We start from the raw sequence: 17,679 nt of genomic DNA, 5'->3' as shown, positions 1-17,679 counted from the left end.
GAACCTTTGTGGGCAATAACCGACCATGGCGTCCCGGTAGGGCTCCTGTTTTTTTAATTCATTTCCCGCAAAAACCGCATTACTATGGATCATTTCCTTCTGAACCCGTTTTTCCTGGTGGCCGTTTACGTCGGCGCTAATTTGCTCGCATTGTTGTCGATATGGGCGAGTGTGAAACACCCTCAGTTTGCGCGATTGTTTTTCCTGCTTCTTTTCGGCTGGGCGTGCTGGCTCAATTCGTCAATGTCCGTGGAAACACCCTGGGTATACCAGGATTACGCCGACAGCTCCGTTCCGATTTATAAAAGGTTCATTTTGGGGGCATTTGAAGCGATTGTAACACCAATGGTTTTATTCATCGCTGCCTCCCAGGGTGTGATAGCCCTGTCCATGTTACTGAAAGGTAAGTTGTTCAGATATGGTTGCTGGGCTGGCATTGTGTTCTGCGTTGCCGTTTCACCAATCGGTTCTTACGCCGCCTTTCCAGCCACTTTGTTTATGGCCGTTGCGTTGTTCTTGCTGCAGAGAAATCACGCGCAGACGTTTATTTGGGAGCGGGAGGAACAGAAGCTGGTTAATCCTGCTCTTTAACCCATGGTTAATTCGCAGGAGCTGTTTGATTTTGCACAACTTGTTTCCGATTATAAAACTTAACCCCCTCATACCAAACGGTAAAGGCAAAACCCACACCAATGCTGATGAGCAATTGGCTTAGCGTGATGGCCTCCAGACTGAAAAATCGGGTGACCGGGGGGATCACAAAAATGAGGGTCGATAATACGACGGTGATGCCAATGATGATGGGAACCAGGTTGTTTTTATAACGTAAAGTGGTAAACAGGGAGTGCGTGAAGGATCGGTTTACAAGCGTAAGACAGATATTGGCCGCAAGCAGCCCGATGAAAACCATGGATCTGGTGAGGGCTTCGTCGTACGATTGCATCACTGCATACTGATACAGCAGCAGCATACCGAGGGTGATGACCACGCCCTGCAAAATGCTGACAGACAATTCTTTTAAACTGAAAAATGTGGAAGAAAACGGTCGGGGTTTTTGTAATAGTAAATCCTTTTCCATGGGCTCGTTTTCATAGATAATCGAACAGGTCGGGCCCATAATCAGCTCGAAAAATATGATGTGGACCGGGGTGAAAATGTTGGGGTAGATCCAGCCCAGCGCCAGCGGAATAAATACGGTGAGGATGATGGGAATGTGGATGGAAATAATGTACCGGATTGCGTTTTTCAGACTGACGTAAATTTTGCGACCCATGGCCACAGCATCCACCATGCGGGCCAGATCATCGTCCACCAGGATCAGGGATGAAGCCTGTTTGGCTATTTCTGTACCTTTTTTGCCCATCGCGATGCCGATGTGCGCGGCTTTCAGCGCCGGGCCGTCATTCACACCGTCGCCGGTCATGGCCACGATCTGTCCCTGGGCTTTGAGTGCGTTGACGACCTTCAGCTTGGCCTCGGGAAACATCCTGGCAAAGATGCCCGTCTGCAATACTTTTAGCTGTAAGGTTTTGTCGTCCATGGCGACCAGCTGATCACCCAGCAAAATGTTGTCGGCGCCCTTGAACCCGATTTGTCGGGCGATATTCTGCGTGGTTGCGGCATTGTCGCCCGTAATGATCTTGACCTGAATACCCGCTTTGTAAAAAGACTCAAAAACGGACTCGATATTTTCTTTCGGGGGATCGTAAAATGCAACCAGGCCTAGAAAATGGAACGATAGGTCCTGCTGCTTTTCTGGAAATGATTCCCCTGAAAAATCACTTTGACCAACACCCAAAACCCGGTATCCCTTGGCCGCAAGCTCGTTTATCGCTGCCGAGGTGGCGCTTTTTTCACTTTCCGACAATCCTGAAAGTGCCATCAGCGCTTCTGGAGCTCCTTTGGCAGCGACGATGCGGTTTCCGGCGGTGTTTTTAAAAACATGGGTCATCATGGGCGGTTTCCCTTCCAGTGGATATTCATAAACCAGCTTAAAATCGGGTCGGTTGTCATGTGTTGCCAGCTTTCCGTAGGCTTCATGCAGGGCCATTTCCATGGGATCAAATGCCTCCGGTTCGCTGGACCACATCGCCATGGTCAGCAGCTTTTGCCCTTCGTCATGCAATCCATGCGCTGGTAGCACAATGGAATTTGTAGCCAGCACGTACAGCCCGGCCAGCTCCATTTTGTTTTCTGTGATCGTCCCGGTTTTGTCTGTACAAATCACCGTGGCACTGCCCAGCGTTTCGATGGTCTGTGTGCGTTTGACGATGATCCCCATTTTCATCAGCCGCCATGCTCCCAGGGCCATAAAGGTTGTAAAAGCCACCGGTATTTCTTCCGGTAAAATGCTCATGGCAAGGGTTAAGGCTTTCAGCAGACTATCTAAAAACTGATGGGTTCGGATGTAATTGATTCCCCAGACGATCAAAAAAACAACGCCGCCAATGATCGCCATTTTCTTTACAAAATTGGTGATCTGAATCTGGAGCGGGGTAGGTTCCTGCTCAATGGATTCGAGACTGATGCCGATCTGTCCCAGTTTTGTTTTGTCGCCGATGGCAGTGATTTCTGCGGTAGCCCTGCCGCTGGAAACCAGTGTTCCCTGGAAAATCGCGGTTCCGGAATCATTTTTGGCCACAGCGAGTGATTCACCGGTCAGAATGGATTCGTTAACCGAAAAATCGTGTGCTTCGAGAATGGCGCCGTCCGCAGGGATTTTATTGCCTTCTTCCAATATCAGGAAATCTCCGATCACAATTTCTTCCCGCAGAATTTCCACCTCAACACCATCCCTGATGACTCTGCATTTAGGTTGCGTCAGCGATTTGAGCTCCGCAAGTGCATTCCGGCTTTTGGTATCCTGGTAAATGGAAATAGCAGAAATCACAAATATGGCACCGAGCATAAACAAACCTTCGCCAATAGCGCCGGTTATAAAGTAAATAGCCGCCGCGACGATCAGCAGAATCAGCATAGGCTCTTTGGCCAAATCCATCACAGCTGTCCAGATTCCGCTTTTGTTCTTATTCTCTACTTTGTTCTCGCCGTGGGTGTTGCGGGATTGTATGACCTGGTCGGTGGACAGGCCTTGATGGAGGTTGGCTGTGGCGTTTGGCATGGCGTGTGATGGCGGGTCTTCTTTGGGAACTTTCAACCTGGATTTAATGGTTGAAAGTTAGTATTTTTTTTGCTGGTACAAGGTCGGGATATACGTATAAATTGATTTGAGGCTCAATTGGTACGGTAGGTAACCAACAATGGATGTCAATATGTTTACGTGAAACACACTTTCAAAGGTTTTCGCCTCATAAATACAACCCAAAAGCTAGTCTGAGATTATGCAAGATTGCTCAATTTGATTATGGCAATCAGACTGTTGTCTCATTGTTGCGCATTTTTGATATACTTGGGCGATTCACATTCTTGCCAATATTCGACAATCTTGATTATGATTGCTTTGAGTTTGTCATAACTACTCGGTTTAACGAAGAATCCCTGAATGGACCTGGAATAGGCATCAATCACATGTTTCTGCTCAGCTGAGGTCGAAAAGAAAAGATAGGGAATCGACTTCAATCTCAGATCCTCATTGTTGTGAATTTTATCGCGTAATTCCATGCCGTTTAATTTGGGCATATTGATGTCGGAAAGCACCAGGAAAGGTTCGATGTCCGTATCGGTTAAATACTCCAGTGCCTGCACGCCGTCATCAAAAAATACCAGTTTGTTCCCGTAAGGTAGTTCGTTGAAAATCTCTGTCAAAATCTGCTGGTCATCAAGGTCATCTTCTATGATCACGATGGGTCCATTTTTGTTCATAATTAAGCGTTTAATTTGGTAATTAGTGTTGGGGATGTCTGATATTGCTTCTGAGACTGGCTGTCGCTATCCGGCATGGTAAAGATAGTTTTAAATGGCATCTTTGTTTAACTTTTTTTCATTGACTTACGGCTTGCTTTGCTCCGTCCAAACTCCATTTCCAGTTCAGGATTTCGGGCATATCTTCACCGTGAATTTGAATGTATGCTTTGTGGTCGAGCAGCTTGTCGCGGAGATATTGTTTGGTATAGGCCCCTCTGGCACCCAAGCCAGGCAGCCGGTCTATCACATCACCTGCCAGATGAAAGCGGTCCAGTTCATTGAGCACAACCATGTCAAACGGCGTGGTAGTCGTTCCTTCTCCTTTGTAGCCCCGAACATGCAGGTTTTTATGATTGGTACGCCGGTAGGTAAGGCGGTGGATCAGCAGCGGATAACCGTGAAAGGCGAAAATAATGGGTTTGTCCTTCGTGAAAAGTATGTCAAAATCACAGTCATTTAATCCGTGCGGGTGCTCACTTTCGGGTTGGAGTGTCATCAGGTCCACCACATTAATTACCCTCACTTTCAGTTCCGGTAATTGTTTCCGGAGGATCTGCACAGCTGCAATGGTTTCGAGTGTGGGCACGTCTCCTGCGCAGGCCATCACCACATCCGGCTCAAATCCTTCGTCATTGCTGGCCCACTGCCAGATGCCCAGGCCGGCGGTGCAATGTTTAACGGCGGCATCCATGTCCAGCCATTGCATTTCCGGCTGTTTCCCGGCCACAATTACATTGATATAGTCCCGGCTTCTCAGGCAATGATCCGTTACTGAAAGCAGGGTATTGGCATCTGGTGGCAGATAAATGCGGACAATTTCGGCTGTTTTGTTGGCTACTACATCCAGAAAGCCCGGATCCTGATGACTGTTGCCGTTATGATCCTGTCGCCATACGTGTGAGGTAAGCAGATAGTTCAGTGAAGCGATGGGTTTGCGCCAGGGAAGATTTCTGGAAACCTGTAGCCATTTGGCATGTTGGTTGAACATTGAATCTACAATGTGAATGAACGCTTCATAACAGGAAAAGAGCCCGTGCCTGCCGGTCAACAAATAACCTTCCAGCCACCCCTGGCAAAGATGTTCACTCAATACTTCCATCACCCGGCCGTCGGGTGAAAGATGATTGTCGCCAGGAATTATCTCTGCAGTGGACGTTCTTCCGGTAAGGTCAAACACTTTGGAAAGCCGATTGGATGCCGTTTCGTCCGGGCCAAATATCCTGAAATTTCGTTCATTCCAATTGGCCTTCATTACATCCCTGAGAAACCCGCCCATGACTGAGGTCGCTTCGGCAGTAATACTTCCCGGTGCAGGAACTACCACGGCATGAACTTTAAAATCCGGCATTTTCAGGTCAATAAGCATAGAACCACCGTTGGCACTCGGATTGGCGCCCATTCTTCTGTTGCCTGCCGGGGCAAGGGAGGCGAGTTCTGGAATCAGTTTTCCCTTGTTGTCAAAGAGCAGTTCAGGTGTGTAGCTTTTCAGCCATGCTTCAAGCATTTGCAGGTGTTCAGGTTTTGCTGCCAGTTCGGCCAGTGGGACCTGATGCGCGCGCCATGTTCCCTCAATTTGAAGTCCGTCCACAACTTTTGGGCCGGTCCAGCCTTTTGGTGAGCGGAATATAATCATGGGCCATGCTGATCGTTTTTTAAACCCGTATACTCGCGCATCACTCTGGATCTGCCGGATCTCTTCCACCACAATATCCAAAGTGGACGCCATCAATTCATGCATGGTGTCGGGATCATCACCTTCAACAAAATAGGGATTGTAGCCATATCCCCGGAACAGTTGCTCCAGTTCCTCTTTCGGTATCCTTGCCAGAACAGTGGGGTTGGCGATTTTGTATCCATTCAAATGCAGGATAGGTAGCACGGCTCCGTCGTGAGCGGGATTCAGAAATTTGTTGGAATGCCAGCTCGCAGCCAATGCGCCGGTTTCGGCTTCCCCATCGCCGATGACGCAGGCGGCGATCAGGTAAGGATTGTCAAAAACCGCGCCAAAAGCATGCACCAGCGAATAACCGAGTTCGCCACCTTCGTTAATCGAGCCGGGTGTTTCCGGTGCCACATGGCTGGGAATACCGTCTGGGAAGGAGAACTGTTTAAATAATTTCTGCATGCCGTTTTCGTCCTGGCTGATATGGGGGTAAACCTCACTGTAAGTTCCTTCCAGATACGTATTGGCCACCAACCCGGGGCCGCCATGGCCGGGGCCGGTAACGTAGATGATGTTGAGATCGTACTCCTTGATGATGCGGTTCAGGTGAACATAAATAAAATTGAGCCCGGGCGTAGTGCCCCAATGTCCGAGTAGCCGCGGCTTGATGTGTTCCAGGGTTAATTTTTCTTTTAACAGGGGATTGCCGTACAGGTATATCTGGCCCACAGACAAATAGTTGGCGGCTTGCCAGTAGGCATTCATTTTTTGCAATAATTCCGGTGTGAGGCTCTTCATTTCAAGATCTGTGTCTTCCATTTTTATGATTGTTTGCTGGACTGGTTCAAAACCTGGCTCACCTGCCTGGCGATCATTAATTCTTCATTGGTGGCAATCACCCGGACGGACACCTTACCACGATCAGCTGAGATTATGGCCTCATGATGTTGATTTCTTTTTTCATTGAGTTCAATTCCCAGAAAGCCAAGGTTTTCACAAATCCGGCTGCGGATCTGCGGGATATTTTCACCGATGCCTCCTGAAAAAATGAGGGTGTCCACACCTCCCAGCACCGCTGCAAAGGCGCCGATACATTTTGTGATCTGATAGCAAAACAAGGTGATCGCTTCTTCGGCCCGGGGATCTGATGCGGCAGCGTCGATCAGTTCGCGCATGTCGGAACTGGTTTCTGAGATACCCAATAAGCCGGATTGGTGATTGACCAGGTGGCTAAACTGGTCGGTGTTGAGCTTTTCAAACTGCATGATATACCAGGCGATTCCGGGGTCAATGTCTCCACTCCGCGTCCCCATCATCACCCCGGAGGCAGGCGTGAATCCCATGCTGGTTTCGACACTTTTGCCCTGTTTTACCGCTGCCAGACTTGCCCCGTTACCCAGATGTGCCAATATGATTTTACCGTTTGCGGCCTCTTTGCCGGCCACACGTTCAAGTTCAAGCATCAGATAGGCGTATGAAAGCCCGTGGAACCCATAACGCTGGAGTCCTTTTCGTGCAAACTTTCGTGGAATGGTTAACTGTTTAGCAACGGCTGGCATGTGTGCATGAAAGGCAGTGTCGAAGCAGGCAATCTGCTTCAAGTCAGGATGTTGAATTGCAAAATGCGTGATCAGCTTCATCTCTTCGGGCAGGTGCTCCGGATCGTACGGACTGATTTTTTTTAGATAGATTAATAATTCGGGCGTTATTTCCTGAGGTTCCGTCTCTTGCATGCCGAAAACGATCCTGTGACCTATGGCGGTAATGGAGGAGAATTCAGGTTGTTTTTCCAGCCAGCCTGTCAGAAATTGAATGGCGCTTTCCGCGGTGTTCTCGGTAATTGCCGCCATTTCAGGTTGTGTAGAGCCGTTTTTGGTCCAAACCAAACGGGTGGGTGTGTTACCCCTGTTTTCGAGCTTTCCGGTCAGCAATAAGCTCAGGACGGGTGTGGTCTCATAAAAGGCAAACCTGATGCTGGATGAGCCGCCGTTGATAATTAGGATTGATTTTCCGGCACTCATTCAGCAGAAAGTTAATGATAAATTACATGTTTTATCAGGCGGCACCAATTTCCATCACCACCCGTCCGTCAATGGTTCCGGCTCTCATTTGCTCAAATACCGAGTTGATATCTTCAAGTTGAGCAGTATGAACCGTCGCTTTTACTTTTCCTTCGAGCGCAAACTGGATGGATTCCGCAAGATCTTTTCTGGTTCCCACGATAGAGCCTCTTACGGTATAACGGTTCAGCACGGTTTCAAAAATGGGCAGGTCAAAACTACCGGCGGGCAGACCGTTCAAGGCTATCGTTCCTTTTCTCCGTAAAGCAGAGATCCCCTGCTTAAAGGCGATTGGTGATACGGCAGTTACCAGTACACCGTGCATGCCCCCGGTTTCTTTTTTCAGGAACTCGCCGGGGTCGTTTTCCAGGGCATTCACAGTGAGGTCCGCGCCCAGTCTTTTAGCCAAATCGAGCTTTTCCTTACTTATATCGATTGCAGCCACATGCATACCCATGGCTTTTGCATACTGCACCGCCAAATGCCCAAGGCCACCGATTCCTGAAATGGCAACCCATTCTCCTGCTTTCGCCTCGGTTTCTTTAAGGCCTTTGTAAACCGTCACGCCGGCACACAGGATAGGAGCCATTTCGATCATATTGGTATGATCAGGCAGATGCGCCACATACCTGGCATCGGCAATTACATATTCTGCAAAACTGCCGTCGACGCTGTATCCGCCATTTTGCTGCGTCTCGCACAAGGTTTCCCAGCCGGTGATGCAGAACTCGCAGCATCCACAAGCACTATACAACCAGGGTACACCCACAATATCCCCTTCTTTTACACCAGTCACCTCCGGTCCCAGTGCAACCACATAGCCAATACCTTCATGGCCAGGGATCAGAGGCATTTTGGGTTTTGCAGGCCAGTCGCCATCGGTGGCGTGGAGATCGGTATGACAAACGCCACTTGCCATGACCTTAACCAGAATTTGATTTTTACCTGGTTCTTTCACAGGCATTTCTTCGATCTGAAGCGGTTGTCCAAACGTACGAACCACAGCAGCCTTCATTTTTTTTGGTATCATATCCTTGAGATTGGTTTGTTGTTGAGCATGATTTCAATCATTCATACCCGCTCTTGATTACCGTCGAGATCATTTTGAACTGCTCTTTGGCGCAAAAGGAATTTCTGGCGTGAGCCGGAATGATTATTCCCTCCCCTAATTTCAGTTTGTGCTTGGTCCCGTCTATAACAATTTCAGCAGACCCGTCGATGATCTGGATGTAGGTATCAAAGGCAGATGACTTCTCTGGAAGCTCCTCGCCTGTATCAAATGAAGAGACGGTAATGTTACCGGTGGTCTTGCGAATGATGGTTCTGCTCAGCACGGCGTTTGGAACATATTCTATGATTTCAACGATGATATGCGCTTTTGACTTCTCCATTTCGGTGGCATTTTCTTTTCGGTCCATAATGTGTGATCTTTTAGCTAATAGCCTGGTGGCAGGTCATTATTTAAGTCATGAAGACCCCTGCCATTCCGTTAGCGTAAAGGTGGTGCTATTTTCACCGCCACTTGTTACAAAAGCGCTGCTACAAGTTGCATCATTCACAGATTTGGCGTTGCCAGGATTATTTTATCGGGAAAAACAGGCGAACCGTTTGTGTCACCAGAACAGGAGCAATGCCTGCCACAAGTATTAATTCCAGAGCTTGTACATCAAGTAACTGAAGTGAGAGTATTTGTCGGAAGAAGGGTGTGTAATAGGTGACAAGCATAATGGCAATGCAGAGTGTCAAAGCCATCCAGATAAATTTGTTCCGGGTGATTTCATTATTGAAAAAATGCAGCTTGCCTGAATACATGTTGAAAACATGAAGCAGCTGTGCCAGTGAAAGTGCATAAAAGGTAACGGTGTTTCCTTCTTCGGGACTAAAACCCAGTTGATCAATTGCATACCAGTACACACCCAAAACGGATGCGGTCATGACCAATGCATAAAACACAATTCTCCTCCAATCCGCTGCCTGTAATATGGGCTGCTTGGGATCCCTTGGTTCGGATTTCATCAGATTCTTGTTGTCTTTACCTACACCCAGGGCAAGCGCCGGGAACACATCGGTAATGATGTTGATGAAGAGAATTTGAAGGGGCAGAAGCGGGCTGCCCACATTGAGAAAACCCGCAAAAGTGACCACGAAAATTTCACTCATGTTGCAGGACAACAGAAACACGATGAACTTCCTGATATTTTCAAAAATGACCCTTCCCTGTTCAATGGCATGCACGATGGAAGCAAACGAGTCATCTTTGAGCACCATATCAGCAGCTTCGGCGGCGACGGCTGTTCCCCGGAGTCCCATGGCAATACCGATATCGGATTTCTTCAGGGCGGGAGCGTCGTTTACCCCGTCGCCGGTCATGCCCACGATATCTCCCTGTTTTTGATAAAAATCAATCATGTCCAGTTTCTGAGCAGGATTTACCCGGGCAAATACATGGCATTCCATCATTTTTTTCTGGTCATTCGCCGATGAAAAATCAAACGATTCAAGATCTTTCCCGGTGAGTACCAGTAGCTCGTCTTCTTCAACCAGGCCGACCTGCTTTGCAATTTTCAGCGAAGTAGCCGGGTGATCACCGGTAACCATAATGACTTTTATACCAGCCTTATGACAGGCGTTCAATGACTTGGTTACTTCCTTACGTGGCGGATCCAAAAATCCGATCAATCCGGCATAGGTCAGTTTTTCGTCATGCGTGAAATCTTCTCCTGGTTTTGTATCCGTTTGCCGGTAGGCAAAAGCGAGCGTGCGAAGCCCGTCGGCTGCCATTCGCTCTGATATCTCAAGTTCTTTGTCCCGATCTTGCTGGTTGTCCCAATGGCAAAGCGCCGACACCTCTTCCACGGCACCTTTTACCCCGATAAAATATTCGGAACCTACCTGGTGGAGCGTCGCCATCAGGCGGGTGTCGGAGCTGAATGCCTGTTCGGCCTGCCGGTGATATTCCCGGTGCAGTTTGTGCAGGTCAATGCCTGCCGCCCGCGCATACAGAAGCAGCGCAATTTCTACGGGGTCTCCCATTTCCTTCCGGTCGGATTTTTTTGAGTCCAGCTGTGCATTATTTACCAATGCGCCGATTCGGGCCAGTATTTCAAGTTCAGGCGAATGGATCAGCGTAGGCTCGCCCGATGTTACATCAAGCAACGGAGCGCCAGCTTTGTCTGTATGAACACGAACGGTAAAGTCATTCCCCGTGGCACGCAGCGCCTGCACTTCGATTTTATTTTGGGTAAGTGTTCCGGTTTTGTCAGTGAAAATCACGTTGGTTCCTCCCAGTGTTTCTACGGCCGAAAGGCGTTTTACAATTACTTTCTTTTTGGCCAGACGGAGCATGCCATAAGCCAGGGCAACAGTCGCCACCACCGACATGCCTTCCGGGATGGCGGCAATAGCCAGTGCCACAGCGGTTTCTATCAGCTGTTTGATTTCCTGCCCTCGCAAAAATCCAACGATTAAAAACAACGTAGCCATACCCAGCGTAACCCAGATCAGTACTTTGCCGAGGGCGTCCAGTTTAGCTTCTAATGGCGTAGCCGAGCGTTTGGCTTCGCTGACCATGGAGGCAATTTTGCCCAGCTCGGTTGCTTGTCCTATTTGGGTTACGATGGCCTTGCCGTTTCCGTTGGTGATGGCCGTGCCCTTAAACAGCCTGTTGTGGCGGTCGCCCAGGGGCGCATCCTCGGGAGACGCATCCGTACTTTTTTGGGAAGGAACAGATTCGCCCGTGAGAGCGGATTCATCAATGGTTAACTGGTTCTCTTCCAGGATCAGTGCGTCAGCCGGGATCAGATCCCCGGCTTCCAGGATCAGCACGTCGCCCAGGGTCAGCTGATCGGAAGGAACTTCTTTTATTTTTCCATCCCGCAATACCCTGGCTGGTGTCGTGTCCAGTTTTCGCAACGCCTCCATCGATTGCCGGGCGTTGTATTCGAGAATAAAACCAGTGAGTGCATTGATCAGAATAACGGCGATCACGGCGAAGCCTTCCAGGTTATCACCCAGAAAAAAGGATACGATGGCCGCCACCGCCAGAATCCAGACGATGATACTGTTCACCTGTCTCAGAAGGATGGACCAGATGCTCTCGGGCCGGACTTGCTCCAGCTCGTTCAGACCAAACTGCGCGATGCGCAGAGCAGCTTCCTGACTCGATAATCCGGTTTTGAAATCTGTTGAAGGAAGGCTGTCAGATTCAGCAGAGGTAACGGGGCGGGGTTTTTCTGACATGATATTGTTGTGAAATTTCGATAGTTTTGTTCTGAAAGTAATGATTAAGACCGAGAATGATATTTAGTCTCTATTTATTAGGATAATCTTACTTTCAACTTATTTGTGCGCTTTAAAGTTACGTTCTTTGATCAAAAGGCAGTTATTACATACGGTATTTCACATCCAACACCATGCCAACCTTCAACAATAGGATCAGACAAATCGGATTACTGATCATGCTCGTCGCCCTGGCGCTGTTGCTCCTGTTTGAGCTAAATGGATTTCTTCCCGGCTTTTTAGGTGCCCTTGCTTTGTATATACTGAGCAGGGAGTTGTACTTCACCTTAACCATCCGCAAGCATTGGAATAAAATGGGAACCGCACTGTTATTTTTACTTGCGTTTCTGATTGGTATTGGTCTGCCGGTATCCTTTGCCATTCATTTGATTTCGTCTAAGATCAATGTACTTCTGCATAATTCTGATCAGATCATTGTGGTTTTTAAATCCGCATCGGCTCAAATAGAACAGTGGACGGGTTTTGACATGCTCACGGACCAAAGCCTGAGCGACATACAGAGACAGATCACAAATTTCATTCCTTCCTTTCTGAATAGTTCTGCTTCGGTGGCGGGCAATCTGCTCATGATCCTTTTTCTTTTCTATTTTATGCTTACCAACGGAACCGAAATGGAAAGGAAAATTTCGCATATGATCCCATTAAAAGAGGAAAATGTAGATGTGCTGGCCATCGAAACTAAAAACATGGTCCGTGCCAACGCCTTGGGTATTCCACTGATCTCTATTGTTCAAGGGGTAATTGCCGTACTTGGATACTGGATTTTTGGCGTAAAGGATTATCTGTTATGGGGTTTTATTACTGCCATTTTTGCATTTTTCCCTGTCGTGGGCACCTCCTTTATCTGGATTCCGCTGATCATCTATCTGTATGCATCCGGTGAAAGTGGACAAGCCATCGGACTGGCCATTTACAGCATCGTTGTCACGAGCAACGTTGATTATCTGGCGCGGATCACTTTACTTCAGAAAATCGGCAATGTTCATCCCGTTATCGCAGTACTTGGATTAATTGTTGGGCTCAAGCTGTTTGGTTTCTGGGGTTTTGTCTTTGGCCCGCTGATGATCAGCTATTTTCTGCTGCTGGTCCGGATTTATGCCAGTGAGTTTGGTTCTTTGAATAAATAAAGTTTAAAGGGTTCATGCCGGGAACAGCGTCTCCGGCAACCGTTGGTTCGACGTACAGGATTATTCGTGACAAAATCCGGTATGCGTTGGGAATCAGTGTGTATCATCGTTTTTTGTAATAACTGTAAGTCGTAAATCACGGGAACAAGCTTTGTCACAGCGTAAGACAAGGCAAAGGTGACAGGATTTAGGAATGGGTTCGTTACACAAAAACCTGTGTTTCTTGCATAAAACACAGGTTTGGGACTTTGGGGGGTGTTACAATAAAGGCCAGCAGATGGATACCGGATTTCCGCTAAATGGTTGATTGTCAAGATTTAATTGTTTCAGTTCATCGGAAACGGAGTTAGCGGCCTGATCTCAACGGAGCTGTTCGGGTATTTGTGGATAGGGCAGGATCTGCTCCACTCCTGAACCTCTTCCTGACTGTCCGCTTTGCAGATCAGATATCCTGACACCAGTACACCGTTGCTTTCCTTGTGCGGACCTGCCATGACACCCGCACCACTTACTGAGGAGAAAATCCGCAGGGTGGCAATTGTACTTGTGTCGGGCGAGGGTATTAAATTATCTGCTTTTGGGCTACGATGGATCAATGAAAGCGATATCTTTGGTGGTACAAAAAGACCTCCTTGCGATCCATGTAAAGGAAACAGTTAAGCTCAATTAAATCAGTACCATTACCAGCACTACTCAAACTATGAATACCCTCATCAAGTCCCTGGCGCAAAGCCAAGCCCTTTTTGCCAACTTTCTGCGGATCAGCATATTCATTGTCATGGCCTGGATCGGTGGCCTGAAGGTTTTTCAATATGAAGCTGACGGTATTGTGCCTTTCGTGGCGAATAGCCCGCTTATGTCTTTTTTCTATAACCATCCCGATGAATATGCGGCCCATAAAAATAAAGAAGGGGAGGTGGTTCCGGATAACATCTCCTGGCATGAAAGCAACGGCACCTATGTTTTCGCCTACGGACTGGGTGCCGCTATTGTATTGATTGGTTTGCTCACATTGGCGGGAATCTGGGCTCCCAGGCTCGGTATGTGGGGCGGTCTGCTCACGTTTGGGATGTCGGTGGTAATGCTTTCCTTCCTGATCACCACGCCTGAGACTTTTGTGCCGGATATCGGCGGGCCACACCATGGGTTTCCCTACCTGTCCGCGGCGGGCCGCCTGGTGATCAAGGACATCATCATGATGGCTGGCGGACTCGTAGTCGCAGCGGACAATGCAAGAAGCCTTCTGCTTGCCGATCCGGGCAAGTAACATTGAGCCTGGGTAAGTTCTCCACGGGCATGCATGTTTTCACATGATATCGGTTTCATTGCCAGGCTTGTCGTAGTTTACACTTTTTGTCTGTTTTTATGGTGTTGGTTTGGAATGGTAGTCTGACGGGAAGCGGTTTGGTGCTTGCCCCAGTGGGGGATTTCGGAGCACTTCACTGTCAACCAAGCACAAATGTTGATAGAAGCACTACAATTGATTTAACCACGTCGGCCTCCATTGTGGCAAACGGCTGTTGGTGGCTGGTGTTTTTATTGTTCTTAGCTTATCCAAGTGAATAATTGAGTCGCCTTGTCCTTAGGTAAAACCAAAAATGTTTTTATGTCAAACAACTTTGCGTATGAATTAAATTTTGATTTATATTGGGTGTTTATATTTGAAATGTATGTGCTATCAATGTCTGTCCAATTAATAATTGATAATAACTTGATTGTAGAGTTATTTGAAATCGTAAAAGGCGAACATTGTTGAATCTTAATGCCGTTTACCTTACCGAGTAAAATTGACATAAACATACAAGTCGTGTCAACAGACTTTTTTAGAAGATTTCCGATTCTATAATTTGAAATTCCTGCTTTCATTTTTTGAATCTCGTCAGGTGTATAATTCGCGTCACTTTCTTCGGCAAGAGTATTATTAGCCCAATTTTTCAATTCAATGATATAGAGTGTATCGCTTGTTAGGTCATACCAACAAACATCCATTTCAGCGAAATTATTTTGAATAGCTTTGTAGCCATCACAATCACATAACCTAAAGTAGTTGTTGTCGGGGAAATTTAATGTTATTGAACTTTCTGTAATGGGCATTTCAAAAACTATTTTAGGTCAATATTAATTTCTTCATCATACATTTTAAGAGCTTCATCAATAATTGAATTGGAAGGTAAAACTCCATCAATTAAGTCGTGAAAAGAGTTACTTACAGGTTTTCCTATTTCTCTTTTTAAGTTCCAACAGCAAACATTTAAATCGTCTCTTTTTGCACAGTTAGCAAGCTGTTTTATTACAAAATAGCTATGTGAGGCTAGAAAAATTTGAACACCCGCCTTACTCATTGCAACTAACATTTCAACCATTTGTCTAACTGCATCTGGGTGTAATGCAGTTTCAGGCTCGTCCATAAATAGAATTGTTCCTTTACCTAATTGACGATTCGTTATTAGAGTCGTCAAAATTCCTATTTTTTTAATCCCTTCTGCTGTCTGTTGCATTGCAAACTGTTGATTGCCTTTCTTAAAAACGAATGGTTGGTCCTTTTGCCCTGTTTGTTCTATTTTTCCTTCAAATAAGTCTTCAAGTGACTTATTTACTTGGCTAAGTTCAGTTGCAACACGCCCTTTTGTCGTTTCCAAGCTAAGAGCCTTGATTAAGTCTAAGTATGTGTCATCAAATCCGACACCATAAAAATTCTCTCTAATATTTCTTATGTCAGTAAAAGCGGTTAAAACTTCCTTCGCTGGAACAAATAATGCATTGATTGAACTATTTGTCAATGGTTCTACGTGCTCAATGCAAGTAGTAATAGATTTCTCTGTCCTGTCTCCAAATGAGAAGTAAATAGGCTGCTTATATTTTCCATTGTTTCCAACTATTGTAATATTTACATCAAGTTTTTCTTTACTGCCCTTTTGAACCAAGTCGCCAAGTCCATTTTTACGTGGCATAAATGTGTCATGAAGTTTGTCTGAAAGTTCTTTCTTAAACACTACATCTGATTGTTTCGATTTAAGACTGTATACTTCTAATGATTTAACAGTTGCATATAAAAGTTTGAGCAATCCTGTCTTACCTGTGTCATTCTTTCCAATTATCACATTGATAGAAGGAATGTCTTTTAAGCTCAATTCTGAATGAGCCATAAAATTCTTTATTGTTATTGAGCTTATCATTTTCTTTTATTTCAGATTTCAAATTTAGTTTATTTTACTACACGTAGTCGTGTTGCACTGTCTTTTTACACTTGCCACCAACTTTCAGGGCTTGCTGCTGTGCTAGAATTTATGTTCGTCCAGCCCGGAACTGAAGCCCAATAGAAATGCCAAAGTTGAAGATAACAACTAAAAGCTAAATTGAAAAACGTCAAGCTGGAACAAAAGCTGATAGCGAACAAAAAGATGAGGATTTTTTCGTCAGCCAGCATAGCGGAAAACCCAATGTTAGCGGCTGGCATTGTGTCTTTCCATAAAGTCGCTAATAAATTTTTCACCTTTCACATTAACTTCAAAAGGTGTCCTTTTTATAGCAATTAAATCGTCTAACAATAAAATTGTCCTAATAATACAACGCCTGCATTCTTGTCTATGTGGGTCGCTATGAACTCCTTTGTTTGATAGCTCATAAAGTTTATTCCATTCGTCAAATAGTGATGAAGTATTGGTAACAATTAGGTCAATATTTGTTTCACTTTTAAATTCTCGTTTGGCAAATTCTAAAAGCCTGTTTTTGTACTTGTCTTTTTTTAATGAATGCCCTTCGATTATTTCGTTTGTGGCAGGAAACAAGCAGTCTGTAATATATTCAAAAACTCTTCTGCAAGAAGTCATTGCTTGAGCATATTGTTCTCCTGTTTGAGCATTTATAAAAGTTTGATTGATAGACCACAGTTTGTCTGTCAAATCTGGTGCTGTGTCTGTTAGCTTTCCAATTATTTCATCCGTAATCGTTGTGAAAATAGAATCCATTCCTTGTTTCCATTCGGTAGCTCTTTTTGCATGTTCATAATTATGTTTATCGTCAAAAACGCTATGGCGGTAATTTGAAAATTCGGTATTAATATTGTCAAATTGAATACCTTTTAAACGCTGTTTTATATCTTCTACATATTCCAAACTTTCAGGTTCATTGTTGTCAATAAGAATATTAATTTCTTTATTGAGTAATCTAAATTTTGGTCCAATACATTCGCCATATAACCACCAATGCAGTTCAAGAGAATTGTCTATTTCCAAGGCACCTAAATATCGTTCTTCATTTGCTAATGAGTCATTTAATTTATTGGCAAGTTCTTTTGGTATTGTTTCAAAGCAAATTACAAATGCAGTGTCCTCAATAAAATATTTTACTTTGTCTGTGACAATGCGTCTCCAAATATCACCTTTAACTTGAAATAAGTAATTTAAGAAATCACTTGGATTATTGCCTTGTCGTAAGTAGTCATAAATTAAAAGGTCTCCAATGAGAATTTTAGAAGAAATGAAAGGTTCTTTCAACCTCAGAAGGTTATTGAAAATGAGTTCGTAAAAGACACTATCGTACCTTCCTTCAATGTCTCCGCATTTAAAATGATATGCTACTTTCATTTCTTACTCTTAGGGTGTGTCTGTTTTTGCTTGCCACTAACTTATGTAATAGAAGCAATGCCCACATGGTTTCTACAAGA

14 protein-coding genes are annotated in these 17,679 nt (G+C 45.6%); 3 read left to right on the top strand and 11 right to left on the bottom strand.

Annotation, left to right across the window (positions count from 1 at the left end):
- The first annotated feature begins 84 nt into the window (after window positions 1-84).
- Window positions 85-591 (top strand): hypothetical protein, encoded by a 507-nt coding sequence (locus DYADSP32_RS10015; protein ID WP_149242866.1) that lies wholly within the window; start codon window positions 85-87, stop codon window positions 589-591.
- Between the two features lie 7 nt (window positions 592-598).
- Here the strand turns inward: DYADSP32_RS10015 and DYADSP32_RS10010 are convergent, their stop codons facing one another.
- The 7 genes from DYADSP32_RS10010 to DYADSP32_RS09980 form a co-directional block, all read right to left on the bottom strand.
- Entirely contained in the window at window positions 599-3,157 is a 2,559-nt protein-coding gene (locus DYADSP32_RS10010; RefSeq protein ID WP_414617671.1) for a cation-translocating P-type ATPase, read from the bottom strand.
- A 227-nt stretch (window positions 3,158-3,384) separates the two neighbouring features.
- Window positions 3,385-3,822: a response regulator gene (locus DYADSP32_RS10005; protein WP_149242867.1), complete on the bottom strand. Its 438-nt coding sequence runs from the start codon at window positions 3,820-3,822 to the stop codon at window positions 3,385-3,387.
- A 118-nt stretch (window positions 3,823-3,940) separates the two neighbouring features.
- Complete coding sequence (locus tag DYADSP32_RS10000) at window positions 3,941-6,346, bottom strand: phosphoketolase family protein (RefSeq protein ID WP_149242868.1); 2,406 nt, start codon at window positions 6,344-6,346, stop codon at window positions 3,941-3,943.
- 2 nt (window positions 6,347-6,348) lie between these two features.
- Window positions 6,349-7,548: an acetate/propionate family kinase gene (locus DYADSP32_RS09995; RefSeq protein WP_149242869.1), complete on the bottom strand. Its 1,200-nt coding sequence runs from the start codon at window positions 7,546-7,548 to the stop codon at window positions 6,349-6,351.
- Between the two features lie 34 nt (window positions 7,549-7,582).
- A complete protein-coding gene (adhP, locus tag DYADSP32_RS09990; protein ID WP_149242870.1) occupies window positions 7,583-8,617 on the bottom strand; it encodes an alcohol dehydrogenase AdhP in 1,035 nt (344 codons plus the stop codon).
- Between the two features lie 37 nt (window positions 8,618-8,654).
- Window positions 8,655-9,005: a cupin domain-containing protein gene (locus DYADSP32_RS09985; RefSeq protein WP_149242871.1), complete on the bottom strand. Its 351-nt coding sequence runs from the start codon at window positions 9,003-9,005 to the stop codon at window positions 8,655-8,657.
- A 160-nt stretch (window positions 9,006-9,165) separates the two neighbouring features.
- Complete coding sequence (locus DYADSP32_RS09980; protein WP_149242872.1) at window positions 9,166-11,826, bottom strand: HAD-IC family P-type ATPase; 2,661 nt, start codon at window positions 11,824-11,826, stop codon at window positions 9,166-9,168.
- 173 nt (window positions 11,827-11,999) lie between these two features.
- Between DYADSP32_RS09980 and DYADSP32_RS09975 the strand changes: the two genes are divergently transcribed.
- Complete coding sequence (locus DYADSP32_RS09975) at window positions 12,000-13,013, top strand: AI-2E family transporter (RefSeq protein ID WP_149242873.1); 1,014 nt, start codon at window positions 12,000-12,002, stop codon at window positions 13,011-13,013.
- 326 nt (window positions 13,014-13,339) lie between these two features.
- On the opposite strand, the gene DYADSP32_RS09970 is transcribed toward DYADSP32_RS09975, so the two are convergent.
- Entirely contained in the window at window positions 13,340-13,609 is a 270-nt protein-coding gene (locus DYADSP32_RS09970; protein ID WP_414617670.1) for a YciI family protein, read from the bottom strand.
- A 104-nt stretch (window positions 13,610-13,713) separates the two neighbouring features.
- Here DYADSP32_RS09970 and rclC point away from each other — a divergent pair, with 104 nt between their 5' ends.
- Window positions 13,714-14,280: a reactive chlorine resistance membrane protein RclC gene (gene rclC, locus DYADSP32_RS09965; RefSeq protein WP_149242874.1), complete on the top strand. Its 567-nt coding sequence runs from the start codon at window positions 13,714-13,716 to the stop codon at window positions 14,278-14,280.
- Between the two features lie 278 nt (window positions 14,281-14,558).
- Here the strand turns inward: rclC and DYADSP32_RS09960 are convergent, their stop codons facing one another.
- From DYADSP32_RS09960 to DYADSP32_RS09950, 3 genes are all read right to left on the bottom strand, one after another.
- Entirely contained in the window at window positions 14,559-15,107 is a 549-nt protein-coding gene (locus DYADSP32_RS09960) for a hypothetical protein (protein ID WP_149242875.1), read from the bottom strand.
- A gap of 8 nt (window positions 15,108-15,115) precedes the next feature.
- Complete coding sequence (locus tag DYADSP32_RS09955; RefSeq protein ID WP_149242876.1) at window positions 15,116-16,189, bottom strand: ATP-binding protein; 1,074 nt, start codon at window positions 16,187-16,189, stop codon at window positions 15,116-15,118.
- Between the two features lie 267 nt (window positions 16,190-16,456).
- Window positions 16,457-17,599 carry a hypothetical protein gene (locus DYADSP32_RS09950; RefSeq protein WP_149242877.1) on the bottom strand — a complete coding sequence of 381 codons (1,143 nt, stop codon included), beginning with the start codon at window positions 17,597-17,599 and terminating at the stop codon, window positions 16,457-16,459.
- Between the last annotated feature and the right edge of the window lie 80 nt (window positions 17,600-17,679).

The sequence above is a fragment of the Dyadobacter sp. 32 genome, from assembly GCF_902506755.1.
In the GTDB taxonomy this organism is placed as follows: domain Bacteria; phylum Bacteroidota; class Bacteroidia; order Cytophagales; family Spirosomataceae; genus Dyadobacter.
The sequence above is the reverse complement of the archived record's forward strand: the minus strand, read 5'-3'. Positions and strand labels throughout refer to the sequence as shown.